Genomic DNA, 26,413 nt, shown 5'->3' with positions numbered 1-26,413 from the left:
CTACTGCTTAAAATAGTATAATAGGAGGATAAAATATGAATGAATTACAAATATTTAAAAGTGAAAAGTTTGGAGAAATAGAAATTTTAGTTGAAAATGGAAAAGAATATTTTCCAGCAACTGAAGTTGCAAAAATATTAGGATATTCAAATCCACAAAAAGCAATAAGAGACCACTGTAAAGAAAAGGGGTGCACGAATCGTTCAGTCCTTACAAAAGGTGGAAAACAAGAGAAAAAATTTATTGATGAAGGAAACTTATATAGATTAATTACAAAATCAAATTTACCTCAAGCCGAAGTTTTTGAAAGCTGGGTATTTGATGAAGTGTTACCTTCAATAAGAAAGACAGGAATGTATGCAACAGATGAACTGTTAAATAATCCTGATTTGGCAATAAAAGCCTTTACAAGATTAAAAGAGGAGCAAGAGAAAAGAATGCAATTAGAAAAACAAATAGAGGACCAGGCTCCAGCAGTTGCTTTTGCAAATTCTCTGACTGTATCAGATGATTGTATTTTAGTAAGAGAAATGGCAAAGCTTTTGAAACAGAAAGGAATAAATACAGGAGAAGATAGACTGTTCAAATATTTTAGAGCTAATGGATATTTGATTTCAAAGAAAGGCTCAGACTGGAATTTACCAACGCAGAAATCAATGAACTTAGGATTATTTGTAATAAAAGAAGGAACAAGACAGTCAGCTTCAGAAGGTGTAAAAATAACAAAGACACCGAAAATTACAGGAAAAGGGCAACAATATTTCATAAATAAATTTTTAGGATAAGGAGATAATATATGAATTTTAAATATGACAGTATAGAATTAGTGAATGATAATAATAAAAGAGTGCTAATAAAGAAAGAAAGCAGAAAAATAATCAGTAGGATAAAAAATATTTTCAAAAAAGAAAAATAATCATTGTTTTTTCTTTGAAAAAGCTTAATGATGTGGTATAATTTATTAAATTTAAAAAGGAGTTGAAATCAGATGACTATGAGAAGTTTCAGTGTTAAATTATCTTTGTTTTTTGCATATTTTATGTCTATTATTTTTTTCGTTTTTCCACCATTTTTGATAGCAACAATAATATTTCATGTGAGCTTGAGAAAAAAAGAGAAAAAGTTCAGGGAAGAATTGGAAAGAATAGGCTTTAATAACTACAGAGAAATAGAAACAGGGAAGTATAAATATCTTATATTCAATGATGATGGTCGATTTATGGAAACAATTCACAGAAAATATGAATTATTTGATATAAAAGATTATAATGTAGAGTTTGAAGTTCCTAACAAAAATAATCAATCTGTTGATGTTTTAGCCGGATACATGTTGGCTGGAAGTTTAGGAGCATTTGCAGCAGTAAATAAACCTTGTTATCTGATTTTAAGAAAAAAAGGTCAAGAAAATTTTACAGAACCAACGAAATATGTAATATGTGGTAAAAAGTCAATAGAAAATATGTATAATCTTTTAGTATTTTTCAAAGAAAAAGGATATATATAGAATAACTTTAAACTGTTGAAAAATATATATAAAAGTGGTATAATATTAAAGAAATAAAAAACAAAAGAATATATTGGATAATTTTATCCAGAGCATCCCAAGCGGATCTGTTGCGTAGCAATACGTGACAGGTCCGCTTTTTCTTTTTTCAGAAAATTACAGGAGGAAAAGGAATGTGCATGAAAACATAAAATTAATAATAAAGAATGAATATGAAAACGGAACGAGTATGAGTATTCTGTCTAAAAAATATAACATTGGTTTAAGCAGAATAAAAAAATGGAGTTCTGAAGGGAAATGGGTTAAAAAAAAACAGAATAAAGTAACCAAAAACAAAAGTAACCGAACTAAAAAAAGTAACCAAAAACAAATGGTTACTTTATCAAAAGAAACACAGATAAAGTCAGATATTATCAATAATCTTACAAAAAAGGAAATTATAGAAAAAAATGACATTTCAGAGAGTACATATTACAGAAATAAAAAAAGTGTAAGAAGTATCCAAATAGAACAGAGCGAGAAAATTTTAAGATTCATAGCTGAAGAGAAATATTCGGATGCAAAAGAAAGATTAATAAAAATATCTGAACAGAAAGAAGAACTTGAAAAAAAATTATTAGATTTATCAATAGATGAAAAAGAGAAGATGAAACTAATAATGGCAAGATTAAGTTTATTAAGAGAATTTGAAAAGGAAATAAAAAATGGTGCAAGAGTTATAAATGATTACAGAAGGGCAGACCTTGAACAACAACTTGAAAATGAGAATCTTATAAGAGAAAAGATAGACCTTGAAAGAAACAAGAATGGAAAAATAGAAGATGAAGAGCGGGTTGTGATAATAGATGACACAGATAAAAATTAAAGATGTTATCGGAAAAAATTATGACCTTTTCTGGAATGATAAACATTTTTACAGAGTTGTTAAAGGTTCAAGAGGTAGCAAAAAAAGTAAAACTATAGCAATCAATATGATTTACAGAATTATGAAATATCCTGAAAGTAATTTACTTGTCATAAGGCGTGTGTTTAATACTTTAAGAAACAGTTGTAGAGCAGACTTGATTTGGGCAATTAACAGATTAAAAGTAAGTCATTTATGGAGAGTTCCAAAAGGAGAACATACATTAACTTATTTACCAACTGGACAACAGATTTTATTCGCTGGATTAGATGATCCGTTAAAATTAACATCAATTACAGTAGCACAAGGATATTTAAATTTTGTCTGGATAGAAGAAGCTTTTCAGATTGAAAAACAGGAAATGTTTGAAACGCTGGAAGAAAGTATAAGGGGTATACTGCCACCGCATTTATTCCATCAGATTACTTTAAGCTTTAATCCATGGTCTGAAGACCACTGGTTAAGAAAAAGATTTTATAATGATACTTATGATAGAGAATATGAAGATGATTTGATATATGCAACAACTACTGACTATACAATGAATGAATTCCTTGATGAAGTAACTCTGAAGAGATTTGAGGAAATGAAAATAAAAAGACCAAATCGTTTTAGAGTTGCAGGATTAGGCGAATGGGGAATTGCAGAAGGACTGGTATACAACAATTGGGAAATATTGGATTTTGATCCTATAAAATTGTTAAAAAATGACTTTTCCTTAGAAGCTGCATTTGGACTAGATTTTGGTTTTACAAATGATCCGAGTGCATTTATAGCAGTGATAGTTGATTTAAGAAATAAAAGACTTTTCATATTTGACGAGTTCTATAAAAAACGTCTATTAAATAATGAAATAGCAGAAGAAATAAAAATAAGAGGATATTCAAAAGATGAGATTACAGCCGATTGTGCCGAAGCTAAATCAATAGAAGAGATTAGAAGACATGGTATAAGTCGAATAAGACAGAGTTCAAAAGGAAAAGGGAGTGTGAATCAGGGAATACAGTATATTCAACAATTTGATATATACGTACATCCAAAATGCACAAATACAATAATGGAATTTAAAAACTATGTCTGGGAAGAAAAAAACGGAATAACGTTAAATAAGGCTGCAGATAATTATAACCACTTAATGGATGCATTACGTTATGCCCTTGAAAAATATAGCACAGGTGGAGTGCATAATATATTAGTTTAGGAGAAAACATGAGTAAAAAAAAGAAAATGAAACATAATGGATTTGCAAGTAATGCAAGGAATTCTACAAAAGGTTCAGGAAAAGATATATTGAACAGGCAAGCTCCTGTTAAAAAATATTTGAATGATGTAACAATAGAAAATTTAGTTGGGAGTAATGACCTTGCAAAAATAATATTGAACGCTCCGATTGAAGACGTTCTAAAAAATGGACTTAAAATTTCAGTTCTAAAATCAGATGGAACAGAAGACATAGAGAATACAAAAAAGCTTTTGAATAAACTTGATGAGCTTGATTATTTAGAAAAAATAATGGAATTTATGGAAAAAGTCAGAAAGTTTGGATATGCGGTAATGTATTTAAATGCATTTCACAACGAAGAAAAAGAAACATCTGATGAATTAGGAGAAAAATATCATATAAAAGGATTAAGTGTATTTGATAAGACAGAAATAGTAAAAATTAAAGTTGAAAATTCTAAGTTAAAATTGAATTATGGAGAAGTAACAGAACTTCAAGTAAAAAACTATTCTAATAACGGATATTACAATCAGTCAGTTAAGACAGAAATCCATCCAAGCAGAGTGATTTTTTCAAGAATAAATGAACATAAAAGGTTGATAGGAGAATCAATATTTACTTCTTTATTTGACAGAATGGTTATTTTGGATAGTACAGAATGGAGCATAGGACAGCTAATATACAGGGCAGTTTTTCTTATTTATAAAACAGACGTAAATACAATGGATAAAATAAAGGAAAGCGGTGGAGTTAGAGATAAGGAAGAAGAGATAAATGCTTCTACTTTAGCTGTAATAGGAAAAGATGATGAAATGCAAGTAATAAATTCTACTGGTGGAATAGATCCAGAAAAATATATAAATGCGGTTTTGACTATACTATCAATACACACTAACATTCCAAAACAGAGATTGGCAGGAAATACTCAAGGAACTTTGGCTGGTTCTGAAGAGGATGCAAAAAAGTACGCAGAGTATTTAAGAAGATATTTCAATAAAAATATTCTACCGATAACAAATAATTTAATTGATAAAGTTTTAATTGAACTAAAAATAGACCAACGTTATAAGGTTGAATTACCTAATTTGTTAGAGCCAACTGTTGCAGAGCAGATTGATAATGATTTAAAGAGAGTTGAACTTGACACTAAAAAGCTTGAATATCTTGAAAAAGCTTTGAATATAGTTTCAAACAATGAACTGATTGAAAAAAAAGATAAAATAGCTGAAATAATTAAAAAATTAGGTGAAGAAGATTTTGACTTTGAAGCACTACTGAAAGAGTTGAGCTAAAATGATTGAATTTGATATAGATATAAAAATAGAAAAAATGCTTCTGAAAATATTGAAAGGCAAGACAAAAAAGTTTATGAAATATCTTGAAGAAAATAACATCAATGTTGATGATGAAGAAGAGATAGAAAAAGCACTTAAAAATTTTAAAGAAAAAGAGAACAGGACTATATTTGGAATAAACAAAGTCCTTTTAGCTTATACATTAGCATTGATAATTGAGGGAATAAGCAAAAAGAACAGAGAAAAGTTCAAAAATAGAATAACTTCTGAATTATTCAAAAAATCAGTAGACATAGCAGACAAAAGAATAAAAGAGCTATATCTTAGTAGTGCGAAAAGAACAGCGTATTATATAAATGAAGTGATTAGAAAATCTAAAACAGGAGCAGAAGATTTTGTATTAAAAGATAAATGGCAGGAAGCAAAAGAAAAAGTGGAAGAAAGAATGGGTTATTCAGATCTATTAAATTCAAATAATGTTTTAGGAGAAACTCAAGCAGAATATGTAAAAATCATTTTGGAAGAACTAGGAATAAAGGGATTTATATGGGTAACTAAACATGATGACAGGGTAAGGGCGAAACATTCCTGGAGAGAAGGAAAATTATTTGATATGAATGGAAATTTGCTTAAAGGTGTGGGTGAAGACAGTGCAAAAATATTACCAAAACAGGAATGGGGTTGCAGATGCAAAATGGCTATAGATGAAAAAGCAATGGAGGAGGCATTGAATAATGTTGCATAGTAGATATAATCTTAATCAGTTTGAAAAACCAAAATTGACAGAAACAAATGAAGGTTTTTTACAGATAAAAGGGAATATATTAAAAGCAGACAGTTTTATGGAATATATGGACAAAGAAGGGGTATTAAGAGAAAAAATACCTAAGGATATTCTTTTTAGCGAAGAAACGAAGAATTCGTTTTTGCACAAAAAAGTTACTCTTGAACATCCTGAAAAAAATGGGAAATTAACAATGATTAATTCTGAAAATGTTTCAGAATTCGGAAAAGGAACAATAATTGAAATTTTTGAAAATCAGGATTGTTTAGGAGCTACTTTACAGATAGAAGATAAAGAAACTGTAGATTTTATAAAACAAAGATATGAAAATGGAGAAAATATCGAATTAAGTGCTGGATATATGGCAGAAACAGAGAATATAAAAGATAATCAGTACATCCAAAAAGATATTATAGCTAATCATGTAGCGATATTATCTGGAAAAGGTAGGGCGGGTAGTGATGTAAAACTTATATATAACTATTTAGATTATGAGGAGGAAAAAATGAAATTAAAATTTAACGGAAAAGAATTAACACCTGAGGAATTATTAGTGGAAGCTATTAATCTTCAAAAAGAAAATGGAGAGTTCAAAGAAAAATACAATGCTTTAGAAACTGAAAAAGAAACATTGGCAGCAGAAAAAACTACTTTAGAAACAGAAAAAAAGGAATTAACAACAAAATATGGAGAATTGGAAACAAAATATAATAGTTTACTTACAGAAATAGAAAATAAGGAAATAATTTCTAAAGCTAAAGAAGTTTTAAATTCTATTGATGAAAAAGAAGCAGTTGAAAAAATAATGGAAAAAGTAATCAAGGAAGTGAATCCAAAATTCAACGCTAAAGAAAATGCTAAAGTAGAAGATCTGAAAGAAATGTTTAATTTTAGTGTAGAGACATTATCAGAAATGAATAAAGAAACAAAAGCAAGTGAAAAAGGTAAATTTAATGAATCTGAAGCAGGATTAACATTAAAAATTGACAATAGCTATTTTTCTAAAAAAAGAAATGGAGGTAATTAATTATGAAATTAGGACAGGAGGCATATTTTACTACTGATAGAAGAAGCAGAATATGTGATGTTATAGATGAAAAAATAACAATAGGGAAAGCTGTGCAATGGAGTACTACTGATGGAATGAGAGCGGTAAAACCGTTTACAACAGGAACATTCGCAGGAGTTGTTATGCATACAGATGATAATGATAAAGGAATTATAGAAAATCCAACAACTGCTTCGATTTTGCAATCAGGAAATATAGTTGTGAAAGTAGCAGAAAATGTTGCTAAAGGTGATAAAGCCGGAGTAAAAAATACAGGAGAATTTGTAAAAGCGGCAACAGGAACAGCAATAAAAGGATATTTTGAAACAACTGCTAAATCTGGAGAACTGGCAGTATTAGTATTAGAAGGGATTATATAAGGAGGGATATAGATGTTTAACAAATATAATAATAAGACATATCAATTAGCAACGGCATTTATGGTTTCGTTGGGAGTAGTTTTAGAGGAAAGAAAAGATGAGCTGTTAGGAAGGTCATTAGTTCCAGTTGGTGGTGAACAGGTAGGAGTTCAGATAGGAGATAAATATGTTACATATAGAAAAACAAATTCAAGAAGAGTAGCAGAAGTAGTTGCAGAAAGAGATGATGATATTCCTTTCACAGAAGTTGATGGAGAAGATGCATTTGCAAAATTACACTGGATAAGATCAGGTCATAAATTTACTATTGCTGAAAAAGATAGAATTTTATCAGTTGAAAGAGAAAAACAGATTCAAATGTTTAATTTAAAATCTTCTGAAACATTCTATGCAGTTTCTGAAGCAGAAAACAACGAATTGATACACGGAAATGCAAAGCTAGGAAGACAAGGTCTTTTAACTGTGGATGGAAAAAGAACATATAATTTAGGTGTGAATTTTGCAACAGCAACAGGAGAACAAATTGTAGATGCTTTAACTGCAGCACATCTTGAATTTGAAACAGGAGTAACGGGAAAATATAACGCTAGAACTTTAGTAATAGATAATTCATTACATGCAAAATTATTAAAAAGTTACGGCACACAGGAATACAAAACAAGATTGGCTGTTATTCAAGAACTTGGATTATTTGGAAGAATAGTACCTGTTAAGAATTTAATAAATAAAACTACTAATAAGCCAACTTTATTAATCTTAGATGATGTTCCTGAAAACTTTCAAACTATAATTGTACAAGAAGCAACTGCTGATGAATGGGAAATAGCAAGAACAACATATGTTCCAGTTGAAGAAAAATTATCAGAAATAGTTGCATTTAGACCAGATTCGATTATGGAATTAACAACTGCATAGGAGGAAAAATGAAAACATTAATAATATGTAAGTTAGCTGAGGTATTTATAATACCTCAAATAACTACTGAAAAAGGAAATAGGCTTAAATTTACAAAGGGAACAACAGAAGTTGAACTTGATGCTGAAAACGTAGAAAAGCTAGAAACTTTTGCTAAAGACTATGGAGATTATATAAAAATAGTTACAGGAGAAGAAACAGAAAATATGAATTCTGAAAAAATAGTTGATGATATGAACAAGGAAACAAAATTGCAGGAAAAGAAAGCAAAATTATTTAGTCAGCTAGAAGAATTTAAAGATGAAAGAATAAAGAAAAAAGAAATAGTTGAAGTATTCAAGGATTATATTTCTGATGAAAAAGCAAGTAAAGAAGAGCTTATAAAGCAGATTGAAGAAAATATTGAAAAAATAGAGGAATAATCATGAAAGTTGAAGATGTGAGAGCGGGAATTTCGGAACTGAATTTCAAAGAAATAAATGGTGAATTTGTGATTTCTGACAGTATTGTAAATTCAAAAATTGATGAAGCAGTAATATTTTTGGAAGATGTTACTGTTTCAATTCCTAACAAAGTTAAAGAAATACTAACTAAATATTTAGCGCAGCATTTTTTGCTAATGAACTTGAAAGAAACAACGAGCCTTAATTTGCCTAATAATAATGAAAACTGGAAAGCAAGATTAAATGATTTAGCTTTAGATCAGACAATCCCAGGGCAAAATTTCAGGGCATTAATAAGAAAATATACAGATGATTTTGCAACTGCTGATGAAATAGCAAATAAAAAACATCATGGACTTCATCTTTTCAGTTAGGAGGTAGTTAGGTGAAAATAAATATTAAAGAACCTGTTAAATTTGTAATACATCAAACAGGAGAAGAAGTAGAATTTCAAGCTGGAACACAAGAAATAGAGAATCTTGATTTGAGAATGGAACGTATAATTGCTCAAAGTGAAGGAAAGATAGAGTTGGTTAAAGAAAAGAAAGCAAAAGGGAAATAATGTCAAGATTTAAAGGAAGTTTCACAGTGAAGTTAAATGTTTCAGCTTCTATAAAAAAGGAAACTAAAATAAAATTACCTTTACTGGTTATAAAAAGTGGTATTTTTCCTGACGCTAGACATTATGCCAAAAACATAACAGCTGTAAATCTTTATGCTGTACTTCTTTACGGAACAAGAGATGGTAGAATTCCTTCGAGAAATGTGCTGGAATTTCTGAATAAATATGTAGAAGACAATAAAAATAATTTTGTTGGTATGTATCTTAAAAATAAAGATGACATTATGAATGCTGGAACAATAATTGGAACAGATATTAATAATAAACATAAAGCATTAATATATGGATTTAAAAGTCCAGGAAATGCTCCAAGCACAATTAAACAAAAAGGATTTAATGATCCTCTTATTGACACAGGAACTCTTGTGAAATCAATTGCATTCAGTATAAATGGAAAGGGGAGATATGGTAGAGGATAATGAATATAAGTCAGATTTATGAAAAAGAAAAAGAATATAAATTTTTTAAATTACTTTCTGAAACAAATGATAAAGGAATAATAAGAAAAGAATTTAAAGAGTATAAACTAAAAGCTTACATTGATTATCAAAGCTATAATTCGAGTATAAATCCGATTAAATCTGTAGATACAAGAGAAAATTTAGTTGGAATTATACGAATCCCGACGTTAGCAATTGATAATAATAAAGCGATAGAAAAGCTTGAAATAACAGATGGAGATTACATTGGTTATGAAAATAAGAAGTACGAACTGATAGAAGTTAGAAAAATAAAAGATGAATTGAAAAATTATTACACTTTTTATTTAACTGACTATATAGATAATATAACATTTGATTCATATAAAACTGAATTAAATATGCTTTTCTTTAATATATTTACAAAGTTAGGGATAGAAGCAGTTGTGTATCATTCTTTTTTTCAGAATTCCTATTTTGAAAAAATAGATAAACCATTTTTAACTTATGAAATAACTCAATCAAAAAGTATGAGTGATTATACAACTTTTAAAGAAGAAATATCCAAGAAAGATACAATAGAATTTAAATATAGAAGTAATAGAACTTATAAAATGATGATAAAACTGTATGATAAGGATCAAGTGCTTAATTTAGATACAATTTTAAGTAAAAATAAGATATTTAATCATATAGTAGAAGATTTAAACTTTGATTTCAAAGATATATCTGAAATAGAAATACAGAAGTTAGATTTTATAAGTGAAAGTGACACAATAATAAATAATAAGATAATGAATGAGAAAGTATATAGTTTAGAGTTTACAGCGGATACATTCTATAGTTATGAAACAGATTATATAGAAAAATCTAAAATAAAAGGAAAAATAGAAAACGGAGGTTAAAATGAGCAGAAATGCAATAGTAAATATAGCAGCTATTAATGCGGCACTTAGTTTGACAACTAGAGATTTTACAAGTGTTTTATTAGTAACTAAAGCAAAAAAAATTTCAAATGGAAGCAATTTGCCTAAGGCAGTCACATCTACAAAAGAATTGATAGATTTAGGATTTCAAGAAACAGATAAGGAAGTTATTTTAGTAAGAGATTTTTTTGGTGCTTCAACAAAACCAGATTTTATTTGGGTATATGGAGATGACACAGCTTCTACAACGTACACTTCTATCTTGCAAGGGTTAGATAGCCGTTGGAAAGGAAAATGGTTTTACACAGTTGTTCCTGTAGCAGAAGAAAAAGATGTAAAAGAAGCTTTGGATTTTGGTAAAGGAACATCTATAGACTATGTTTTCTTATTTCAAGGTGCATCTAACTTTACAAAAGAAGTAAATCTTAAAATAGCAAAAGAAAACAAAGTCGATAATGGGTTTTATATTGCAACAGATAAAAGTGAAGGTCAGATTACAAATCTTCTTGCAACAATAAGAAACTTTTTTCCAGGTTCTGTTCCTTTTGCAAGTATTAAATTAAATGGAATTACAGGTTCAAACTATACTTTATCTGAAATATTGGAACTGGTAGGAAGTCAGAGAGAATCTTCGACTGGAGTTAATATTGTAACAGAAGAAGAACAAATGGTTATCCCTTATTATGGAAAGGCTATGGATGGAATAACATGGTTTGATTATACATTAGCAAGAATAGCAATAGATGAATATATGAGAATTGGGATAACAAAATACATAGTTGAAAGAAACACAAGAGGAGAAAAAATTTCTACAAAGGAAACAGGAAGACAGCAAGTAGCTTCAAATGGAACTTCAATTCTTAGAGAATTTGCTGCAAGAGGAATAATTTATGACATTGATGACATTATTGAAGAAGGAACAAATGCTTTTGAAGTAAAAGTTGTAAATATGAACAATAGAGAAGTTGAAATTAAATATAACTGCTGGTTTCAAGGTGCAATAATCAAATCAAAAGTACAAGTTATATTAAATTCAAAAAATGGAAATTAGGGAGGTAAAGATATATGGCATATATGAGAGAGGGATTCATATTAGTAAGGGGTTCTGGAAGAGAACTTATAATAGATGAACTTGATGAAGATGCAGTTGAAATAGAAACAGCAGAGGATAAAACAAGTAGAAGAATGACAACAAGAGGTAAGAATATTTACTCCATTATAGCTAATGTTCCTTACGAGCTTACTATTTCAATTCCGCCAAGAGTAAAAGTAATGGAAAGAATTTTAGATTTTTTAAAATTTTTAAAAGATAACAAATATCCAACTTTGGAGATAGAAACGCATGAAACAATAGATGGTCAAACAGTGATAACATATTATGAAGACGGAAATGTCTTATCCGAACTTGATTCAGAAGGTGCTTTTACAGAAGAAGCTCCAACAAATACTTTAAAACTTGCAGGAACAAGAAAAGAAAAGAAAATATCATAGAGGGGTAGAAAATAATGGAAAATAAGCAAAAGAAATTACAATTTAAAAGAATAGAACCTGGAGAAAAGCCTTTTTTAGGAGCTTTTTTAGGAGAAGAAAGACATTTTGGACTTCCAAATAAAGTCTTTAAAGTTTATTTAGAAGGTGAGGGAGATGATGGAGAAAAAGGATTTGTTTGTGTTCAGTTGATTAATCCTAAAGCAAGAAAATTAACAAGATTCTTAATAAATGCAGGGAATTTCACAGGAGCATTAGACAGTGGAGATTTTTCAGGAATGGAAGATGATTCTTTGGATAAATTCATAACTTTGACACAGGAATTATTCCAAATTCCAGATACTGTTGTGGATAAATTGACATTCATGAGCATAATGAATTTAATCATTTTTGCGACAAATATTGCAATAAATCCCAGCAGTGAATCTTAAAAGTAATGGGCAGATAAATTATAGGTTACAGTATGAAAAAATGGATGCAAGATTAAAAAATGCACATATAATAGCACATGAATTTAATCTTAATCCTTATGATATAGATGAAAACTGGGGTGATAAGCAAATGGCTGATACTTTAAGTTTTTTGAATGAACTTCATAGAAAAAAGTAGGAGGTGGGAATAAATGGCAGAAGCAAATGAAACACTGGTTTCTTTAAAAATAGAAGCTGACATGGCGAGTTTAAAAAAAGCATTACAGAGTATAAATACAATGATAAAATCAGCATTGAAAGCTCAGATAGACTTGACTTTTAATGTACGTGGAGAAAAGCAGATAGAAGCAATGAAACAGAGAATTTCTAAAGAAATAAAGATACCAGTTTCGTTTCAAAATAATGCTAAATCAGCTCCCACTCCTACTCCAAAAACTCCTATTACTCAGCCAGTTGCTGAAGGTGGATTACAAGGGTTTATAGGGCAAATGTCGGATATTCAAGGACAATTATCATCAGTCGTAGGTGGCGCAGTACTTATTGGATTTACTAAAGGTATTGCTAATGGTATTGCAGAAACAGGAATGCAATTTGAAAATTTAAAAACTACACTTTCAAATGCTCTTGGTGGGGCAGCTGAAGGAGCAGCTGCAATGCAGATGATAAGAGAAACTGCCAATGAAGTTAAACTTTCAATTGATGAAGTAGGAAATGGTTTTAACAAACTTATAAATAGAGGTCTCAAACCAACAAAAGAGGAATTTATACAACTTACTGATGTAGCTAAATCACAAGGTAAAGAAGTTGATCAGTACGTTGAAGCTGTTCTAGATGCAATGACTGGAGAAAATGAGAGATTAAAAGAATTTGGAGTAAAAGCTAAAGATGCGGGAGATAAAGTAATATTCACATTTAAAGGGGTATCAACAGAAGTTAAAAAGAACGAGCAGGATATTTATAATTATCTTGTCGCACTTGGTAAAGTTCCTGGAGTAGCTGGAATGTCAGCAAAAGCGGCTGACACTTTTTCTGGGAAACTAGCTGCTATACAATCAAAAATAGATGGAATTAAAATAGCAATTTTTGAAAGAATAGGAGAAGCTTTAAAGCCTGTTTTAGATGTTGTTGCTAATGTTCTGGAAGGTTTTCAGAAATGGGCAGAAAAAAATCCTGAATTAGCTTCAGGATTAACTCTTATAATAATGGCAATAACTGGATTGACAGGAGCTTTTTTAGTTTTGATGCCGATCATTGCAGGTATTATGGCATTGGGTGCGCCTTTATTATCAACAATAGGAGCTATTTCTTTAGCAATTGGAGTTTTAGTCTTTGTACTTTGGGATTTATGGAATGGATTAATGACAGGAGAAAGCTATATTTTTGCTATAATTGATGGATTTTTTGAATGGATAGGTGTTGGAATTACTGTACAAGAAATAATAAATGCCATCAGTGAAGGATTTCAAATAATGGCAGCTTTTGTTGTAGATTATGTAGTTCCAGTTATATTAGGAGCATGGCAATTTTTGGTAGATACTATAATACTTTTGTGGGACACTTTTACAGATTTTATTTCATCAATAATTGATATTATAGTTGGTCTTTTTACTAATAATATTCCACTTGCGGCTCAAGGATTTACAAATTTGAAGAATATCGTCTTAAATATATTTGATAGTATTGTTGCTGCTGCTGCTACAGCAGTTTCCAGAATTTTAAGTATGTTTGCAGATGCAGTCAATAAAATAGGAGATATGGTTTCTGGTATTCCTTTGATTGGTGGAGCAATAGGTGGAGTTGTAAAAGCAGGAGGAAATGCAATTAAAGGTTTATCTGATAAAGCAGCAGGAGTTGCAAACGATAGAAGAAGTTCTGTTCAAACAAGAAAAAATGAAATGAGTGCTAATTCCACTAAAAATAATACAGGAAAGAAAAGATTTAAAATGCCAGGTGGAAACAAGAATAAGGGGAACAAAACTGATCCATATGGGAAAATGAAAGGTGGAGCAGGTGGTGGAAGCTCAGGCGGTGGAAAAGGTAAAAAAGGAGGAAAAGGTGGAGGTGGTGGAAAAGGTAAAGGAAAAGGCAACAAAGGAGGTGGTGGCTCTGGGAGTTCAAAAAACAAAGAGAATATTGAGGAAGAGAAAGCGATAGTTTCCGCAATAGAAGGGTTGCAGGAAGTTCTGAAAAAAACAGGATATTCAATTGTAAATGAAATAAAAAGAGCCGACTTATTCGAAGCAAAAAGAAAAGCTTTACTTGATTCACAAAGAAAAGAAGGTGCAGCAGAATTATTTAAGCATATAAAGGAAAAATTTTTAGGTGGGAATACTAAAGAAGTAAATAATAAAGTTGAGATAGTTTTAAATGGTTCAAAAACAAGTCATGGAATTAACGAAAATACAAGGCTTAAAGATATATTTAAAATACATTATTCAAGGTCAGGAGGATAGAAAATGAGCTTATGGGATTTAGATAAAATAGACGGTTTTTTTGGAGTGATACCATTTCATAGTTTATCAAACGAGATTAATTTTCAGAAAGATATAACTTCAAGAAAGACTTATCTAGGATATGAAGATAATGATCACAGATATTTTAAAGCTAAAGAATTGACCTTGGATATTGTTTTTTTTGGAAAAATGGCAAGATTGAAAATGGGAGCATTGGAAAAGTACTGGAAAGAAGATGATAAACAAGTTCTAATTTTGTTAAAAAGAAATCATGTGTATAAAAACATGGTTATTAGAGACATTTCAAGGACAGAAGAATATATAAAAGATGGAAATAATGTCATTGAAGCAAGTGTAACTTTTCAAGAAGTGCGTTATGGAGTTCCTGGTGGGAATTTATATGAAGATGTCAAAAATGTTACTTCTTCTGATAACATGTTTACTCAAATAGTCGGAGTTGCAAAAGATAAGCTTAAAAACTTTGTAAATCTTTACACTAGAGCTATAAAGTAGGTGAAAAAATGAAAATACAGTATAAGGAAAAAGAAGTTAAAGAGTTAATAATAAATAACAACTTTGTAGAAATTGCTTTTGATATTGATAATTTAGAAAATAAAACTTCTAAAATAGAATTGATTGCATTTGAAAGAAAAATAAAATTTGAACTAATTTATATAAATAAGAAATACAGTTATTTACATGATGAAATAGATCCTATAATTTTGCAGATTATGAATGTAGATAATGTATTGCTATCTACTTTGAAAATAGAACCTTATCAAGACTTGTTATATATTCCAAAACAGATAACTAATGATTATGATGATCTTATTTTATTGATAGTGCCTAAAAACAAAGAAGGATTAAAAAGTGATTTTAATATTAAAACTTTAAAAAACTTCACTTTTTTACTATTCAAGAGGTAAAAAGAATGAAAGATAAATTTAGATATATAGAAATAAGATTAATGTTAGCCGACAATGTTCTTATATATGATAATGATAACTTTAACATGGATTTCAGGCTTGAAGTAGACAGGACAAGTCAATCTAATGTCCTGGAATTAAATTTATATAATATCAAAGCAAGAGAAAAAGGGCAACTTAGTTTAGAATATGAATTTTTGAAAGCAAAACCAAGAATAGAACTTTATGCAGGATATAGGGAGAAAAAAGAAATTAAAATAAAAGATTTGATTTTTTCAGGCCAACTTGCAACAGTAAAAAATGAATTTTCTGAACTGGATATAAAATATAGTTTAGTTTGTTTTCAGGAAAAAGATATATTTGTAATGCAAACTTTGAATGTAAGTTATCCAAAAGGGAATAAACCAAGTTTCATAATAAAAGATCTGATTGATAAATTTGGAAGTAAAGATGAAATTAAACTTGGAATAGGGAAAATAGAACTATTTAAGGATTTACCTTATCAATCGAATTTTTCAAAATCAAATACCAGTTTACAAAAAATATTTGAAGATATTGCAAAAGATACAATGAGCATATTCTATATAGAAAATGGACTTCTTTATTTTTTGCCAAAACATTCTTTTATCAAAGAAAAAACTGAATTAACACAGATGGATTTATTGAATCTGACTGTGGATGATGATGGATACAGCGTTAAATTAGGTTTTAGAAATTTTAAAATAAATACACAGTTATTTATAGAAGGACTGGAAAAAGATTATGTAATAGATAAAATAACACATAATTGTGATGGAGAAGATGGAGAATTTACAACAGAATTGAAAATACTCGATATGGATATATTCGGACAAAATATGTTAAAGGAACTGGAAGAAATTAAGAAAAAATCTGAAGAGAAGATAAAAAAATCCGAAGAAAAGGAAGAAAAACAACAAGAAAAATCTAAAAAGGAGAAGAAATAATGGCATTCAGCGAACTTGAAAAACATAATAAAATGCTTATTCAAGATGGAATCAACGATATACATACAACATGGATAGGTAAAATTTATGATGTTGATAATGAAAAAAGAAAAGCAAGTGTAAAATTTTTGCAGAAGGCAATAAGAAGTTTGAAAGATGATGTTATACAGACAACTCCTGAAGATTTAACAGATGTTCCTTTATTACCAGTTTTTAGCAGTGACAGTTTTGAAGTATATGTTCCTTATTCTAATGATGACAAGGTTTTTATAAATATATTTGAAAGACCATATACTGAGGCTTTTCAATCTAATGAAATTTCAGAGCAACAGAGTTTTGGAAGGACAGAAATGGGATTTGCGGTTGTCATAAGGGCAATACCTTCGGATATTATTTCTGGAGAGCAAAAAAACAACAATAAAATAGTTATCAATAATAAAAAGAACGGAACAAATATTATTTTAGGAAAAAGCATAGAAATAACTGGAAATACGATAATAACTGGAAATTTGAAGATAACAGGCGATGTTACTATAAAAGGTAAACTGAAAGTTTCTGAAATAGAAACTGAAAGTGGAATAAAAAAAGGTGGAGTAGATTATATACATCCATAGAGGTGAGAAATGATAGCTTTTGAAATGAAAAATGGAGATTTACATTTTAAAGATAATAATCTTATAGTGCTAAATGAAAAAGAAAAAGCAAAACAGGATATAGTTGAACTTATAAAGCATATAAAAGGGACTTATGATTTAAGAACTGAAATAGGAATACCTTGGCTCGATTATATAGGTCAGTTAAAGTCACAGGAACGAGAAGATTTGATGATTACATATATGTATGAAAAAGTTTCTTCTTATAAAGGAGTAGATTTAAGTAGCATAATTATTGAAAAGTCAAAATCAGAAAACAGAGAAGGATTTTTCAGAATAAAATTTGATTATCTTGGTAAAGAAACAAAGATTGAAATAGATAGGAGGGAAATAAATGGCTGATTTTAAAATAGAAAACAACGGAATTGTTTTCCCTTTATTTTTAGACATAAAAAAAGCAATGGAACAGGAAGGAAAAATACAGTTTGGAGATGATTTTGAAATAAATCCTGAAACATCGCTTGGACAATTTTTGGAAGTATTTATATATATGCTTGAAAATCAGAGTAAACAGTTACAGTTGCTTTATTCTCAAATGTGGTTACACAATAAAAATGGTGCAATTTTGTCAGCATTTGGAAGTAACTTTGGGATAGAAAGAATAAAAGGAAAATATGCTTATGGAAACTTAAACATAGAAGGAGTACCAGGTCATATAGTTACAAAAGGATTCCAAGTAAGATCTAAAAAAGGATTATTATATCAGACAGTATCAAATGTATTAATAAACAACGTTGGGAAAGCGGTTGTACAAATAAAAGCATTAGATTTTGGAGAAGAATACAATGCTTCTGAAAATGAAATTACTGAAAAAGCAACTGGAGATGAAAATGTAAGCAGAGTATATAATTCAGAAATAATCAGTGGTGGAACATTTTTAGAAAGTGATGAAGAACTAAGAGAAAGAATTTTAAATTTATCATTATCAAAAGGTGGAGCTGATATAAATGGAATAAAATCAAATTTACTTAAATTATCTCAAGTTGAGGATTGCGATGTTCTTGAAAATTCTACAGAAGAGAGAAATGAAACTTTAAAATTAGAACCTGGATATGTAAGAATTATAATAAAAGGTCTTATTGATGAAGAAGTAGCGTATACAGTTCTAAATACTATTTCTCCAGGTATTGTGACAGATGGTGATGTGGAAATGAGAGTAATAACTGATTCAAATCAAGAACGGATAATTAAATTTAAAAAAGCAACTAAAGTTGAATATGCAGTAAGAGTCAGAAATATAAAAAATATTTCAGATTATAAAAAAACAACAAAAGAAGAAATTGTAGGAAATATAATTAAAGAATCAGATAAATTTAGACTAGGTCAATATGTTAATTATGAAAAAATTCAAGCTGCAGTTTATAAAATAGCTGATCAGTTAGAAGCAGATGTAGAAATAAAGAAAATAAATGGAAGCTGGTCAAAAATAGATTTAGCTATACAGCATGATGAATATAGTTTTTTGAGCATTAATAATATTGAGGTGGAATTATAATGGAAGCAAATGATTTTTTAAAGCTATGTGGGAATATAGTTGACAGAAAAGGTCAGAATAACATAAAAATTTTCAATATAATTTCTAAAGGATTTGAATTGTATGATAAACATTTTGAAAAAGTATTGTTTTCTGATGTCATTGATAAATTACTCGAAAAAGAACTTGATTTGTTTGGCTCACAATTCAAAATTTACAGAAGTGGAAGAACAGATGAAGAGTACAGAAAATTTTTAAAATTATCGTTTTTATTAAGATTAGGAAGAGTTGATTTTAATTTTATTGTTAATGCTATATCCATTTTTTTTAATATTGAAAAACATAGAATACAGATTTTTGATTATAATTCTGACAAAAATATTAAAGTACGTCACATTAAATTAAGGATTTTGAAAAAAGCAAATATTCGAGAAATTATATTATTTTTAAAATCAATAAAAGCAGCAGGAATAATTATAGATTGTTGGGAAATGTTGGATGGAGAATTTTTAATAAACTGTAAAGGAGAAAAACAGAAATATATTGTTAAAAGTGATGTTAGATATGAATATGACAGACATGAATACAATCTTGATGAAATGTTGGAACTTAATGATTAAAAGGAGGGAAAAAGAGAATGCCTATCATTAAAAAATTTTTGCGAGGAGTGTATGAACATTCGAATCTATTTAAAATAAGAAATCCTTCTGTAACTGTTGGAGACAACGAAGTGAAAGAAATTACACCTTTTAGGGGTGTTATACAGACAAGAGGTAGTGTAATAAGCTCTGATGATTTTAATGAAATGCAAAAAAACGGAGTGTATTTTGTTGAAACAGAATATTCAGAAAATTATGGTTCAGGAGTAGATGCTTATGTAATTAAAAATTTAGAAAGTGAACAAGAATTATTTGAAGGACTTAAATTGAAATTTGTAATTCCAAAAACAAATAACTTTGATAATCCAGTTGTTGTTTTTAAAAATAATAATTACTCACTTAAGTTTAATGATAATGAAAATCTTAAATCTAAAAGTCTTATAAAAGACAATATAGTAAATTTAATTTATACTGGAAATTATTTTTTAATTGAGCTGATAACACAGGCATCTGAAAATACTCTTGGAATAGCAAAGCTCTATTCTAGCACAGAAGCTGAGACTGATTCTGCTAGAGTAAAAGAAATAATTGAAAAAAATACAGGCAACAATGAAGAAAGTCCAGGAAAAACAAAATGGACTAAGTTATTTGAGACATTAGACCATACAAAAATTTTAACTGTGTGGGGACTTGTCAAGTTTTTAAGTAAACTGTTAAAGCCAGCGGGAGAAGATGATTATGGTCTTATTAACTATAAAAAAATAAGAGAAGTAAGCCCAAGACCTGATTTGAGTCCATATATTCCGTTTAGCAAAGGGTACAGAAATACTAACAATAGTGATTTTGTATTGAGAGGAAATAGTACTGACTGCTGGGCACCAAGACACTTATATATGTACTTAGAAAATGGAGATTATATGGGCTGTTTTCACGTAAATGGTGGGAGGGCTTATTATAAAGTTCCAAATCGGAATGGAGGAAATTGGTGCGAAATTATGGATAATTTTGATATGGCATCAAGAGATAGCAACATCCAACATGCACATGGTAGAATAACTGAGACGTGGAATAAAGCATTCGACGCATGGAACAAAGCAAACGACGCTCAAGTAAACAGAATTTATGAAATTAGAATGGTAGGTTATGTGGAAGATGGAATTAATGGAAAGGGAGAAAGAAATGGTTATGTTTTAACAAAGGTTTCGAGAAATTATGGAGAAACTCAGGATCATATTAAAATAGGAAGCAGAGCTTTACAGTTTCATAGAAATGGTCAATGGCTTAACGCTTATTTTGCATAATAGGAGGAAAAAATGAAAAAATTTGTAGTTGATAGAGTAGAAGTAATGGAAACAGAGGAAGGAATGAAGTATTGGGGAATTTTTGATGAAAATAATAATAATTGGTATGAAGAACAAAAAAATTTTAAAGAAAATACATTAAAAATTATGTATAACAAAGATAGTTTTTTAATTTTAGGAAGAGAAAAAGACGTTTCTAAAATAGCTCCTACTATGGTTGGAGATATTATTGAAGAAATTGAATATAGTGAAGAAATAAAAGTAAATCCGAATTTGTATTTTATTAACGGAGAAATGGTAGAATTAAAGGAATGTGAAACAATAAAGAGCGGGAAAGTCGTATATGATAGAGATTTTAAAATAGAGAAGATAAAAGAGAAGTTGAAAGAACTTAAGGAAGAAAAAATAAAACTTGGCGTAAGGATAAGAAATGGTGTCTATCAACCTATTCGTGATACTGATAGAGTACTTTTGATGATGATTAAAGAGACTATAACTAAGGAAAAAGAATGGAAATATTATGACGAAGAACGCAATCCCGTTCTCGACAAAATAACAAAAGAGATAATAGGAGAGATATTTGTTAAGGGCGAAAAAGTATTAAACGGAGTGATAATTGGAGAAGCAAAAGCAGAGGAAGCTTTGGAAAATTTGACAAATGAAGAGTTGAAAAATTTAGATATTAAAATTTATTTTGAAAAGTATTACAGAGAAAATGGAGGTATCTAAAATCCTTATTAGGACTTTAGATACTTGCTACATAAAAATTTATAATATTTATTTTCAATAAAGTATTTTGTGCCATTTGAAGCAACGAAAACTATTATAAAAAATGTTAGAAAATGTAAATTATTATCAATACTATGTATATATTTTCTATAAATGTGATAAATAGGAACATGAAGAATATATATTGAAAAACTTAAACTTCCTAAATATACAAAAAAGTTATTACTTAAAATTTTACTGAAAAAACCTGAATCTAAAAATAAAAACATAATCAAAGGTACAAAAGATAATGAAATTAATACAGATGCATAAGGAATAACTTTATTATATTGAACAAATAGAGTTAAAAATAAAAAATATAAGGGTAGTAAAAAAGAATAATATTTTTTACCATTTATATTTTTTAAATAATAAAACAATAGCATCCCAACAACAAAAGAAGAAAGATGCATTAAAGGAAAATAATTAATAAGATGATAAATATATGAATTATCACTGTATTTGTTAAATGTTAGATACACATAGTAAGTGTAAATAACTGTAAATATTGTGAAATATTTAAAATATTTAGAATGTACTTTCATAAATTTTAATAAATATGGGAATATTATTATTAGAAAAGCCAAGACAGAAAGATACCAAGCGGCATAATTATAATTTTGGTCTGTAGCTTTTCCGAATATCAAACTTTGTATCAAAAAAATACTGTATATTAATTTTTCTTTATATTTTAGGGAATAAACAAAAAGAAGTAATAAAGAAAAAAAGTATAAGGGATAAAATTTAAAAAGTCTTGTTAAATAAAATTTTTTTATATCAATGTCTTTATTAAAATGAGAATAAGAAAGCATAAATCCTGATAAAACAAAAAAGAAATATACCCAAATTGTTCCATTTTGGAAAAGCGAAGGAACTTGGGAATAAAAACTTGTATTTTTAGCCGTATGAAAAATCAAAACGGTGAATGCACCAATAAATCTAAAAATTTCAAATTGATTATATTTTTTCATGGTAAAACTCCTTTAAAATTTAATTTTTATTATTATAACATAAAAAAATGAAAGGTGGTAGAAATGTTAAAAAAAGATATTTTATACATATGTTTTCACAAACCGAAAACTCCGATTGGATTTCTGATATCTTTATGGACACTAGGTAAATATTCTCATTGTGAGTTTATTTACAATAATCAAGTTTTTCTTTCAAATCCAGGTGGAGTTAGGACAAGAAAATTTAAGTATCAGAAAAATATGGAAATTTATGAGCTTAATAAAAATATCGATCCCAAAGATGTGATTGAATTTTTTAATACCGCACAGGGTAAAGGGTACGATTACTTGGGTATATTAGGGCAGTTCTTTTATGCAAGTAAAGTCCAAAATGATGATAGATATTTTTGCAGTGAATTTTGCCTGAACGCTATTGATTATGCTTTACAGTTTATTTTAACATATAAACTTAAATCATTAAAAGACAGGGTCGGATATCAGTTTAACCCGTCAAAACTATATAAATATTTAAAAGAAATGGAATTAATAAAAGAAAAGGAGATGATATAAATGAATATAGAAAAACTTATATGTACAGAAATTGAATTTGACAACAAAAAATACAAAGTGACTGGGGTGAATTTTGAAAAAGATAATATAATACTAAATGTAGAAGAAATAAAAGAAGAGAAAACAACTGAAAATGAAAGTATAAAACCTGTTTATTCTTTCAGTCAGACGAGTTTGGACAAAATGTCTAAAGTACATCCGAAACTTATTGAAGTAATGAAAGAAGCTATTAAAAACAGTCCGTTTGATTTCAGAATAACAGATGGAGCTAGAACAGCAGAAGAACAATTTGCTTTGTATCAAAAGGGCAGAACTAAACCAGGACCGAAAGTGACAAATTGCGATGGATATAAGGCAAAATCAAATCATCAAATTAAATCTGATGGATATGGTCATGCTGTGGATATATTTCCGTGTGGGATAGAAGAAAACGGAGAATACAGAAAATTTACTTCAGAAGAGGGATATGATGATAAGAAATTGAAAATTATATCCGAGCATATCTTAAAGATAGCAAAGGAGAGAGGAGCAAATGTTGAATGGGGTGGAAATTGGAAAATGCACGACACACCACATTTTGAAATAAAATAACAGAAAAAGATATAGGACAATGGCAATCGAATTATGACTGTAAAATATTGTTTTTTTAAAACTAAAAATAAAATAATTGCACGAAAAATTAAGTTTATATTTTTTTTGTGTTGAAAAAAGTTACAAAATAGGGTATACTAAAATAGAAAAATAATAATCTAGAATGGGAGTCAAATTATGAAAAAGGCATTTAAACCTTATAAATTACCATTAAATCTAAACAATGATATTTTAGTAGAACTTTATAAAAAGGCAATAACGGCACGAAATAAGTTAGTAGAATTTTCAGTACTACTAGAAAGAAATCTAACTTCAGAAAATATAATTTGGATGTTATCACTGAACGAGTCGTTGCAATCTACGAGAATAGAGGGAACACAAGCTACGTTTGATGAAGTGATAGAGGCAGAAATAACTAACAAAAAAAATGTAGACATATTGGAAGTACAAAATTATTTAGAAGCATTGAATATTGGAAGTGAAATGCTAAAAAATGTTCCAATTTCTACAAGGCTAATTTTGAAATTACACGAAACAGTATTAAAGAATGGTAGAGGCAAAAATAGGGGACCTGGGGAGTACAGAAAAATACAGAATTGGATAGGTCCGACAAAAAAAATAGAAGATGCCACATACATTCCGCCAGAACCCCAAAAAATAGAAGAATATATTAAAAATTTAGAGCAGTATATTAATGATGAAATAGCAGAAGAGATTGATCCTATAATTAAAATAGCGATAATACATGCTCAATTTGAGACAATACATCCGTTTTTAGATGGCAATGGGAGAGTTGGAAGAATTTTAATAATGTTATATTTATTAGAAAAAAAAATAGTGGCAACTCCGACATTTTTTGTTAGCGGGGAATTGGAAAAGAATAAATTTAAATACTATCAATTGTTAAATAATTTGAGAACGGCTGAACCACAATGGAAAGAATGGATTTTGTTTTTTTTGGATGCTGTAATTTCTCAAGCTGAAAAAAACATAGAGAAATTAAGAAATATTGAAGAATTATATTTTAGATTAAAAGATTACTGTTTTAAAAATAATATAAAAGAAAAATATCTAAATGCAATTTTTAAGAATCCAGTATTTACAATAAATTTTTTATCAAAAGCAACTAATTCCAGCTATACTGCTACGAATACTAATATAAAAAAATTATTGAATAGTGGTGTAATTTATCAAGATGATAAAAGAAGAAACAAGTTATTTTATTTTTCAGATTTAATGGATATTTTAAGAAATTAATAGCAATATAATAATCTAAAAATCACAGTCATTAATTTGATTGTGATTTTTTTTGTATCAAAATTTTTAAAAATTAAGTCTAAGAAAATTTTATAGTCTCAAAAAATGAAAAAATTGAGTCTATAGAAAAAAACGGCTTGCATATTTTGAATATAAGAGTTTTAAAAACAATTCAGGTATAAAAGGTTATCTGATAGAATAAAATGCAAATTTGAGACTATCAGGTGGCTTAAAATCAAAAAAATATAAATTTAAAGGAGTGATGTAAATGAATGCACAATTACAAATGATTTTAGTAGGAATGTTAGTAGATTTTACAAGGAAGGAAGTTTTAGAAAAAGAAATAATTTTTGGGGCAAAAACTGGAATTCAAAAGCTGGAAGCAGTAAAAAATAATTTCTTTGCAAAATTTAAAGATTTCGTGAGAAAAGCTCAGGAAAGGAATAATCCATATATCCCCGATGATGTTGAGAAATTTACGGAGGATTTATTATTAAAAGGTGCAGAAGCACTTGAAAAAACTGTAAATGTTGATGAAATAATACACAAAATACTTGGAGAAGAAAAAATGGCAATAGGAATATAGGGGGATTATTAAATGTTAAAGGACTTACAGGAAATTATAGATAATCATGGACTTTTCCTTATATTGTTCTTTTCAGGAGTGCTGTTTGGTGTAGTTGCACAGAAAATGATAGATAATCAACCAGTGAAACCATATGTAAAAAGGATAGCCGTTGCAGGAATGACAATGGCTATTGCCCTTTCACTTAATAAAGTCATTGGTCATTTGAAAGCAGAATTTCTATACCCACTAAGTCCAGTCTTAGGATTTTTTGGAGAAGCTCTGCTGGAAACAGTAAACCAAAAAAGATATGGAATCAGTACAGGATTTTTAGAACTGTTACTGGAAAAGTTCGGGTTTGTAAAGAAACGGAGTGATAAAAATGAAAATATATCACAGAAGCCGTAAATTTCTTATAATAATGTTAGGGCTAGTTTTTTTAAACTCAGTTATGACATTAAAATTAAGAAGCTATCAGAGAAAGCAGAATTTGGCAATGATAAAAACAGAATTGAGGAATAAATATCCTGAGCGACTCTTTAATTATATAGAGGAAAAATCTAAAAGAGAAGACATGTGGCTTTTAATTGGGACTAATGTAGTTGTATTAACTATGATTGTAGGATTTGACCGTTTTGGAGTTTTTGAAGAAACGGATGACACTATAAAAGCTAATAAGGAAAAAATAAAAAAAGGAATAGGAATATTTATATAGGGCAGTCGCAAAGATTGCCCTTTCTTTTTTTATCATATCTATCTAAAAGAAATATTGACAGAAGAAGAAACAGAGATTTTAAGGAAGTATCTTACAGGAAAAAAATACGATAAAGTTTTTGAGATGGAAAAGTTGAAAGGCTTAGTCCATCGTATTTCAAAAGAGGAATTTGATGAAAAGAATAAAAAAGAAAAATGATTTCTAAAAAATATATGGTTTAAATTAGTGCGAACATTCGCACCAAA

The 26,413-nt window shown here is 28.8% G+C and carries 36 protein-coding genes; 35 read left to right on the top strand and 1 reads right to left on the bottom strand.

The features are described from left to right. Window positions 1-35 precede the first annotated feature (35 nt). From HMPREF1984_RS06170 to HMPREF1984_RS06040, 28 genes are all read left to right on the top strand, one after another. Window positions 36-785 (top strand): phage antirepressor KilAC domain-containing protein, encoded by a 750-nt coding sequence (locus tag HMPREF1984_RS06170; protein WP_021767070.1) that lies wholly within the window; start codon window positions 36-38, stop codon window positions 783-785. A gap of 203 nt (window positions 786-988) precedes the next feature. Then, window positions 989-1,504, top strand: coding sequence for a hypothetical protein (locus tag HMPREF1984_RS06165; RefSeq protein WP_021767068.1), 516 nt, complete (start codon window positions 989-991; stop codon window positions 1,502-1,504). A 175-nt stretch (window positions 1,505-1,679) separates the two neighbouring features. Next, entirely contained in the window at window positions 1,680-2,369 is a 690-nt protein-coding gene (locus HMPREF1984_RS06160; RefSeq protein WP_036100025.1) for a hypothetical protein, read from the top strand. After that, window positions 2,350-3,609, top strand: coding sequence for a PBSX family phage terminase large subunit (locus HMPREF1984_RS06155; protein WP_021767066.1), 1,260 nt, complete (start codon window positions 2,350-2,352; stop codon window positions 3,607-3,609). The genes HMPREF1984_RS06160 and HMPREF1984_RS06155 overlap by 20 nt, the downstream gene beginning before the upstream one ends. Window positions 3,610-3,617: 8 nt before the next feature. Then, window positions 3,618-4,922: an anti-CBASS protein Acb1 family protein gene (locus HMPREF1984_RS06150; RefSeq protein ID WP_021767065.1), complete on the top strand. Its 1,305-nt coding sequence runs from the start codon at window positions 3,618-3,620 to the stop codon at window positions 4,920-4,922. Window position 4,923: 1 nt separating this feature from the next. Beyond that, window positions 4,924-5,670: a hypothetical protein gene (locus tag HMPREF1984_RS06145; RefSeq protein ID WP_021767064.1), complete on the top strand. Its 747-nt coding sequence runs from the start codon at window positions 4,924-4,926 to the stop codon at window positions 5,668-5,670. Continuing rightward, window positions 5,660-6,736, top strand: coding sequence for a DUF2213 domain-containing protein (locus HMPREF1984_RS06140; protein ID WP_021767063.1), 1,077 nt, complete (start codon window positions 5,660-5,662; stop codon window positions 6,734-6,736). The genes HMPREF1984_RS06145 and HMPREF1984_RS06140 overlap by 11 nt, the downstream gene beginning before the upstream one ends. 2 nt (window positions 6,737-6,738) lie before the next feature. Then, window positions 6,739-7,137, top strand: coding sequence for a hypothetical protein (locus HMPREF1984_RS06135; protein WP_021767062.1), 399 nt, complete (start codon window positions 6,739-6,741; stop codon window positions 7,135-7,137). 12 nt (window positions 7,138-7,149) lie between these two features. Continuing rightward, a complete protein-coding gene (locus HMPREF1984_RS06130) occupies window positions 7,150-8,052 on the top strand; it encodes a major capsid family protein (RefSeq protein WP_021767061.1) in 903 nt (300 codons plus the stop codon). Window positions 8,053-8,060: 8 nt separating this feature from the next. Beyond that, the gene (locus HMPREF1984_RS06125; RefSeq protein WP_021767060.1) at window positions 8,061-8,474 is read left to right on the top strand and encodes a hypothetical protein; all 414 of its coding nucleotides are present in this window, start codon (window positions 8,061-8,063) and stop codon (window positions 8,472-8,474) included. Between the two features lie 2 nt (window positions 8,475-8,476). Continuing rightward, window positions 8,477-8,869 carry a hypothetical protein gene (locus tag HMPREF1984_RS06120; protein ID WP_021767059.1) on the top strand — a complete coding sequence of 131 codons (393 nt, stop codon included), beginning with the start codon at window positions 8,477-8,479 and terminating at the stop codon, window positions 8,867-8,869. Between the two features lie 11 nt (window positions 8,870-8,880). Next, the gene (locus HMPREF1984_RS11340; RefSeq protein ID WP_021767058.1) at window positions 8,881-9,057 is read left to right on the top strand and encodes a hypothetical protein; all 177 of its coding nucleotides are present in this window, start codon (window positions 8,881-8,883) and stop codon (window positions 9,055-9,057) included. Beyond that, on the top strand, window positions 9,057-9,536 hold the full coding sequence (locus HMPREF1984_RS06115) for a hypothetical protein (RefSeq protein ID WP_021767057.1): 480 nt from the start codon (window positions 9,057-9,059) through the stop codon (window positions 9,534-9,536). The genes HMPREF1984_RS11340 and HMPREF1984_RS06115 overlap by 1 nt, the downstream gene beginning before the upstream one ends. Next, on the top strand, window positions 9,536-10,441 hold the full coding sequence (locus tag HMPREF1984_RS06110) for a hypothetical protein (RefSeq protein WP_021767056.1): 906 nt from the start codon (window positions 9,536-9,538) through the stop codon (window positions 10,439-10,441). Before HMPREF1984_RS06115 ends, HMPREF1984_RS06110 begins: the two co-directional genes overlap by 1 nt. 1 nt (window position 10,442) lies before the next feature. Beyond that, a complete protein-coding gene (locus tag HMPREF1984_RS06105) occupies window positions 10,443-11,513 on the top strand; it encodes a hypothetical protein (RefSeq protein ID WP_021767055.1) in 1,071 nt (356 codons plus the stop codon). A 14-nt stretch (window positions 11,514-11,527) separates the two neighbouring features. Then, window positions 11,528-11,953 (top strand): hypothetical protein, encoded by a 426-nt coding sequence (locus tag HMPREF1984_RS06100; RefSeq protein WP_021767054.1) that lies wholly within the window; start codon window positions 11,528-11,530, stop codon window positions 11,951-11,953. A 14-nt stretch (window positions 11,954-11,967) separates the two neighbouring features. After that, on the top strand, window positions 11,968-12,381 hold the full coding sequence (locus tag HMPREF1984_RS06095) for a hypothetical protein (RefSeq protein ID WP_021767053.1): 414 nt from the start codon (window positions 11,968-11,970) through the stop codon (window positions 12,379-12,381). A gap of 40 nt (window positions 12,382-12,421) precedes the next feature. Continuing rightward, the gene (locus tag HMPREF1984_RS06090; protein WP_156894252.1) at window positions 12,422-12,559 is read left to right on the top strand and encodes a hypothetical protein; all 138 of its coding nucleotides are present in this window, start codon (window positions 12,422-12,424) and stop codon (window positions 12,557-12,559) included. A gap of 13 nt (window positions 12,560-12,572) precedes the next feature. Further along, complete coding sequence (locus tag HMPREF1984_RS06085; protein WP_021767051.1) at window positions 12,573-14,834, top strand: phage tail tape measure protein; 2,262 nt, start codon at window positions 12,573-12,575, stop codon at window positions 14,832-14,834. Between the two features lie 3 nt (window positions 14,835-14,837). Continuing rightward, window positions 14,838-15,347 (top strand): phage baseplate protein, encoded by a 510-nt coding sequence (locus tag HMPREF1984_RS06080; protein WP_021767050.1) that lies wholly within the window; start codon window positions 14,838-14,840, stop codon window positions 15,345-15,347. 8 nt (window positions 15,348-15,355) lie between these two features. After that, on the top strand, window positions 15,356-15,760 hold the full coding sequence (locus tag HMPREF1984_RS06075) for a hypothetical protein (RefSeq protein WP_021767049.1): 405 nt from the start codon (window positions 15,356-15,358) through the stop codon (window positions 15,758-15,760). Between the two features lie 5 nt (window positions 15,761-15,765). After that, window positions 15,766-16,725, top strand: coding sequence for a hypothetical protein (locus HMPREF1984_RS06070; RefSeq protein WP_021767048.1), 960 nt, complete (start codon window positions 15,766-15,768; stop codon window positions 16,723-16,725). After that, the gene (locus tag HMPREF1984_RS06065) at window positions 16,725-17,339 is read left to right on the top strand and encodes a hypothetical protein (RefSeq protein ID WP_021767047.1); all 615 of its coding nucleotides are present in this window, start codon (window positions 16,725-16,727) and stop codon (window positions 17,337-17,339) included. The genes HMPREF1984_RS06070 and HMPREF1984_RS06065 overlap by 1 nt, the downstream gene beginning before the upstream one ends. Before the next feature lie 9 nt (window positions 17,340-17,348). Next, on the top strand, window positions 17,349-17,720 hold the full coding sequence (locus HMPREF1984_RS06060; protein ID WP_021767046.1) for a hypothetical protein: 372 nt from the start codon (window positions 17,349-17,351) through the stop codon (window positions 17,718-17,720). Further along, window positions 17,713-18,873: a baseplate J/gp47 family protein gene (locus HMPREF1984_RS06055; protein ID WP_021767045.1), complete on the top strand. Its 1,161-nt coding sequence runs from the start codon at window positions 17,713-17,715 to the stop codon at window positions 18,871-18,873. Before HMPREF1984_RS06060 ends, HMPREF1984_RS06055 begins: the two co-directional genes overlap by 8 nt. Then, the gene (locus HMPREF1984_RS06050; protein WP_021767044.1) at window positions 18,873-19,472 is read left to right on the top strand and encodes a hypothetical protein; all 600 of its coding nucleotides are present in this window, start codon (window positions 18,873-18,875) and stop codon (window positions 19,470-19,472) included. The genes HMPREF1984_RS06055 and HMPREF1984_RS06050 overlap by 1 nt, the downstream gene beginning before the upstream one ends. A gap of 17 nt (window positions 19,473-19,489) precedes the next feature. Further along, window positions 19,490-20,752: a hypothetical protein gene (locus HMPREF1984_RS06045; RefSeq protein WP_021767043.1), complete on the top strand. Its 1,263-nt coding sequence runs from the start codon at window positions 19,490-19,492 to the stop codon at window positions 20,750-20,752. Between the two features lie 12 nt (window positions 20,753-20,764). Continuing rightward, window positions 20,765-21,481: a hypothetical protein gene (locus tag HMPREF1984_RS06040; protein WP_021767042.1), complete on the top strand. Its 717-nt coding sequence runs from the start codon at window positions 20,765-20,767 to the stop codon at window positions 21,479-21,481. Between the two features lie 8 nt (window positions 21,482-21,489). On the opposite strand, the gene HMPREF1984_RS06035 is transcribed toward HMPREF1984_RS06040, so the two are convergent. Further along, on the bottom strand, window positions 21,490-22,491 hold the full coding sequence (locus HMPREF1984_RS06035) for an acyltransferase (RefSeq protein ID WP_021767041.1): 1,002 nt from the start codon (window positions 22,489-22,491) through the stop codon (window positions 21,490-21,492). A gap of 63 nt (window positions 22,492-22,554) precedes the next feature. On the opposite strand from HMPREF1984_RS06035, the gene HMPREF1984_RS06030 reads away from it, so the two are divergent. The 7 genes from HMPREF1984_RS06030 to HMPREF1984_RS11335 all read left to right on the top strand — a co-directional run bounded on the left by HMPREF1984_RS06030 (window position 22,555) and on the right by HMPREF1984_RS11335 (window position 26,366). After that, window positions 22,555-23,040, top strand: a complete 486-nt coding sequence (locus HMPREF1984_RS06030) for a hypothetical protein (protein WP_036100021.1) — start codon at window positions 22,555-22,557, stop codon at window positions 23,038-23,040. Further along, window positions 23,041-23,631 (top strand): M15 family metallopeptidase, encoded by a 591-nt coding sequence (locus HMPREF1984_RS06025; protein ID WP_021767039.1) that lies wholly within the window; start codon window positions 23,041-23,043, stop codon window positions 23,629-23,631. 177 nt (window positions 23,632-23,808) lie between these two features. Beyond that, window positions 23,809-24,888, top strand: coding sequence for a Fic family protein (locus HMPREF1984_RS06020; RefSeq protein WP_021767038.1), 1,080 nt, complete (start codon window positions 23,809-23,811; stop codon window positions 24,886-24,888). Window positions 24,889-25,156: 268 nt separating this feature from the next. Beyond that, on the top strand, window positions 25,157-25,474 hold the full coding sequence (locus HMPREF1984_RS06015; protein WP_021767037.1) for a hypothetical protein: 318 nt from the start codon (window positions 25,157-25,159) through the stop codon (window positions 25,472-25,474). 12 nt (window positions 25,475-25,486) lie between these two features. Beyond that, a complete protein-coding gene (locus HMPREF1984_RS06010) occupies window positions 25,487-25,861 on the top strand; it encodes a hypothetical protein (RefSeq protein WP_021767036.1) in 375 nt (124 codons plus the stop codon). Then, on the top strand, window positions 25,836-26,168 hold the full coding sequence (locus HMPREF1984_RS06005; protein WP_036100019.1) for a hypothetical protein: 333 nt from the start codon (window positions 25,836-25,838) through the stop codon (window positions 26,166-26,168). The genes HMPREF1984_RS06010 and HMPREF1984_RS06005 overlap by 26 nt, the downstream gene beginning before the upstream one ends. A gap of 54 nt (window positions 26,169-26,222) precedes the next feature. Next, on the top strand, window positions 26,223-26,366 hold the full coding sequence (locus HMPREF1984_RS11335; RefSeq protein WP_021767034.1) for a hypothetical protein: 144 nt from the start codon (window positions 26,223-26,225) through the stop codon (window positions 26,364-26,366). Window positions 26,367-26,413 lie beyond the last annotated feature (47 nt).

The organism is Leptotrichia sp. oral taxon 215 str. W9775, from assembly GCF_000469505.1.
Taxonomy (GTDB): domain Bacteria; phylum Fusobacteriota; class Fusobacteriia; order Fusobacteriales; family Leptotrichiaceae; genus Leptotrichia_A.
This window is presented reverse-complemented; position numbering and strand designations above follow the sequence as displayed.

What these genes read in the sequence shown, in the direction of transcription:
- HMPREF1984_RS06170 (WP_021767070.1), top strand. Translation starts at nt 36, where the DNA reads ATGAATGAATTACAAATATTTAAAAGTGAAAAGTTTGGAGAAATAGAA.
- HMPREF1984_RS06165 (WP_021767068.1), top strand. Translation starts at nt 989, where the DNA reads ATGACTATGAGAAGTTTCAGTGTTAAATTATCTTTGTTTTTTGCATAT.
- HMPREF1984_RS06155 (WP_021767066.1), top strand. Translation starts at nt 2,350, where the DNA reads ATGACACAGATAAAAATTAAAGATGTTATCGGAAAAAATTATGACCTT.
- HMPREF1984_RS06150 (WP_021767065.1), top strand. Translation starts at nt 3,618, where the DNA reads ATGAGTAAAAAAAAGAAAATGAAACATAATGGATTTGCAAGTAATGCA.
- HMPREF1984_RS06145 (WP_021767064.1), top strand. Translation starts at nt 4,924, where the DNA reads ATGATTGAATTTGATATAGATATAAAAATAGAAAAAATGCTTCTGAAA.
- HMPREF1984_RS06140 (WP_021767063.1), top strand. Translation starts at nt 5,660, where the DNA reads ATGTTGCATAGTAGATATAATCTTAATCAGTTTGAAAAACCAAAATTG.
- HMPREF1984_RS06135 (WP_021767062.1), top strand. Translation starts at nt 6,739, where the DNA reads ATGAAATTAGGACAGGAGGCATATTTTACTACTGATAGAAGAAGCAGA.
- HMPREF1984_RS06130 (WP_021767061.1), top strand. Translation starts at nt 7,150, where the DNA reads ATGTTTAACAAATATAATAATAAGACATATCAATTAGCAACGGCATTT.
- HMPREF1984_RS06125 (WP_021767060.1), top strand. Translation starts at nt 8,061, where the DNA reads ATGAAAACATTAATAATATGTAAGTTAGCTGAGGTATTTATAATACCT.
- HMPREF1984_RS06120 (WP_021767059.1), top strand. Translation starts at nt 8,477, where the DNA reads ATGAAAGTTGAAGATGTGAGAGCGGGAATTTCGGAACTGAATTTCAAA.
- HMPREF1984_RS06115 (WP_021767057.1), top strand. Translation starts at nt 9,057, where the DNA reads ATGTCAAGATTTAAAGGAAGTTTCACAGTGAAGTTAAATGTTTCAGCT.
- HMPREF1984_RS06110 (WP_021767056.1), top strand. Translation starts at nt 9,536, where the DNA reads ATGAATATAAGTCAGATTTATGAAAAAGAAAAAGAATATAAATTTTTT.
- HMPREF1984_RS06105 (WP_021767055.1), top strand. Translation starts at nt 10,443, where the DNA reads ATGAGCAGAAATGCAATAGTAAATATAGCAGCTATTAATGCGGCACTT.
- HMPREF1984_RS06100 (WP_021767054.1), top strand. Translation starts at nt 11,528, where the DNA reads ATGGCATATATGAGAGAGGGATTCATATTAGTAAGGGGTTCTGGAAGA.
- HMPREF1984_RS06095 (WP_021767053.1), top strand. Translation starts at nt 11,968, where the DNA reads ATGGAAAATAAGCAAAAGAAATTACAATTTAAAAGAATAGAACCTGGA.
- HMPREF1984_RS06090 (WP_156894252.1), top strand. Translation starts at nt 12,422, where the DNA reads ATGGATGCAAGATTAAAAAATGCACATATAATAGCACATGAATTTAAT.
- HMPREF1984_RS06085 (WP_021767051.1), top strand. Translation starts at nt 12,573, where the DNA reads ATGGCAGAAGCAAATGAAACACTGGTTTCTTTAAAAATAGAAGCTGAC.
- HMPREF1984_RS06080 (WP_021767050.1), top strand. Translation starts at nt 14,838, where the DNA reads ATGAGCTTATGGGATTTAGATAAAATAGACGGTTTTTTTGGAGTGATA.
- HMPREF1984_RS06075 (WP_021767049.1), top strand. Translation starts at nt 15,356, where the DNA reads ATGAAAATACAGTATAAGGAAAAAGAAGTTAAAGAGTTAATAATAAAT.
- HMPREF1984_RS06070 (WP_021767048.1), top strand. Translation starts at nt 15,766, where the DNA reads ATGAAAGATAAATTTAGATATATAGAAATAAGATTAATGTTAGCCGAC.
- HMPREF1984_RS06065 (WP_021767047.1), top strand. Translation starts at nt 16,725, where the DNA reads ATGGCATTCAGCGAACTTGAAAAACATAATAAAATGCTTATTCAAGAT.
- HMPREF1984_RS06060 (WP_021767046.1), top strand. Translation starts at nt 17,349, where the DNA reads ATGATAGCTTTTGAAATGAAAAATGGAGATTTACATTTTAAAGATAAT.
- HMPREF1984_RS06055 (WP_021767045.1), top strand. Translation starts at nt 17,713, where the DNA reads ATGGCTGATTTTAAAATAGAAAACAACGGAATTGTTTTCCCTTTATTT.
- HMPREF1984_RS06050 (WP_021767044.1), top strand. Translation starts at nt 18,873, where the DNA reads ATGGAAGCAAATGATTTTTTAAAGCTATGTGGGAATATAGTTGACAGA.
- HMPREF1984_RS06045 (WP_021767043.1), top strand. Translation starts at nt 19,490, where the DNA reads ATGCCTATCATTAAAAAATTTTTGCGAGGAGTGTATGAACATTCGAAT.
- HMPREF1984_RS06040 (WP_021767042.1), top strand. Translation starts at nt 20,765, where the DNA reads ATGAAAAAATTTGTAGTTGATAGAGTAGAAGTAATGGAAACAGAGGAA.
- HMPREF1984_RS06035 (WP_021767041.1), bottom strand. Translation starts at nt 22,491, where the DNA reads ATGAAAAAATATAATCAATTTGAAATTTTTAGATTTATTGGTGCATTC.
- HMPREF1984_RS06030 (WP_036100021.1), top strand. Translation starts at nt 22,555, where the DNA reads ATGTTAAAAAAAGATATTTTATACATATGTTTTCACAAACCGAAAACT.
- HMPREF1984_RS06025 (WP_021767039.1), top strand. Translation starts at nt 23,041, where the DNA reads ATGAATATAGAAAAACTTATATGTACAGAAATTGAATTTGACAACAAA.
- HMPREF1984_RS06020 (WP_021767038.1), top strand. Translation starts at nt 23,809, where the DNA reads ATGAAAAAGGCATTTAAACCTTATAAATTACCATTAAATCTAAACAAT.
- HMPREF1984_RS06015 (WP_021767037.1), top strand. Translation starts at nt 25,157, where the DNA reads ATGAATGCACAATTACAAATGATTTTAGTAGGAATGTTAGTAGATTTT.
- HMPREF1984_RS06010 (WP_021767036.1), top strand. Translation starts at nt 25,487, where the DNA reads ATGTTAAAGGACTTACAGGAAATTATAGATAATCATGGACTTTTCCTT.
- HMPREF1984_RS06005 (WP_036100019.1), top strand. Translation starts at nt 25,836, where the DNA reads ATGAAAATATATCACAGAAGCCGTAAATTTCTTATAATAATGTTAGGG.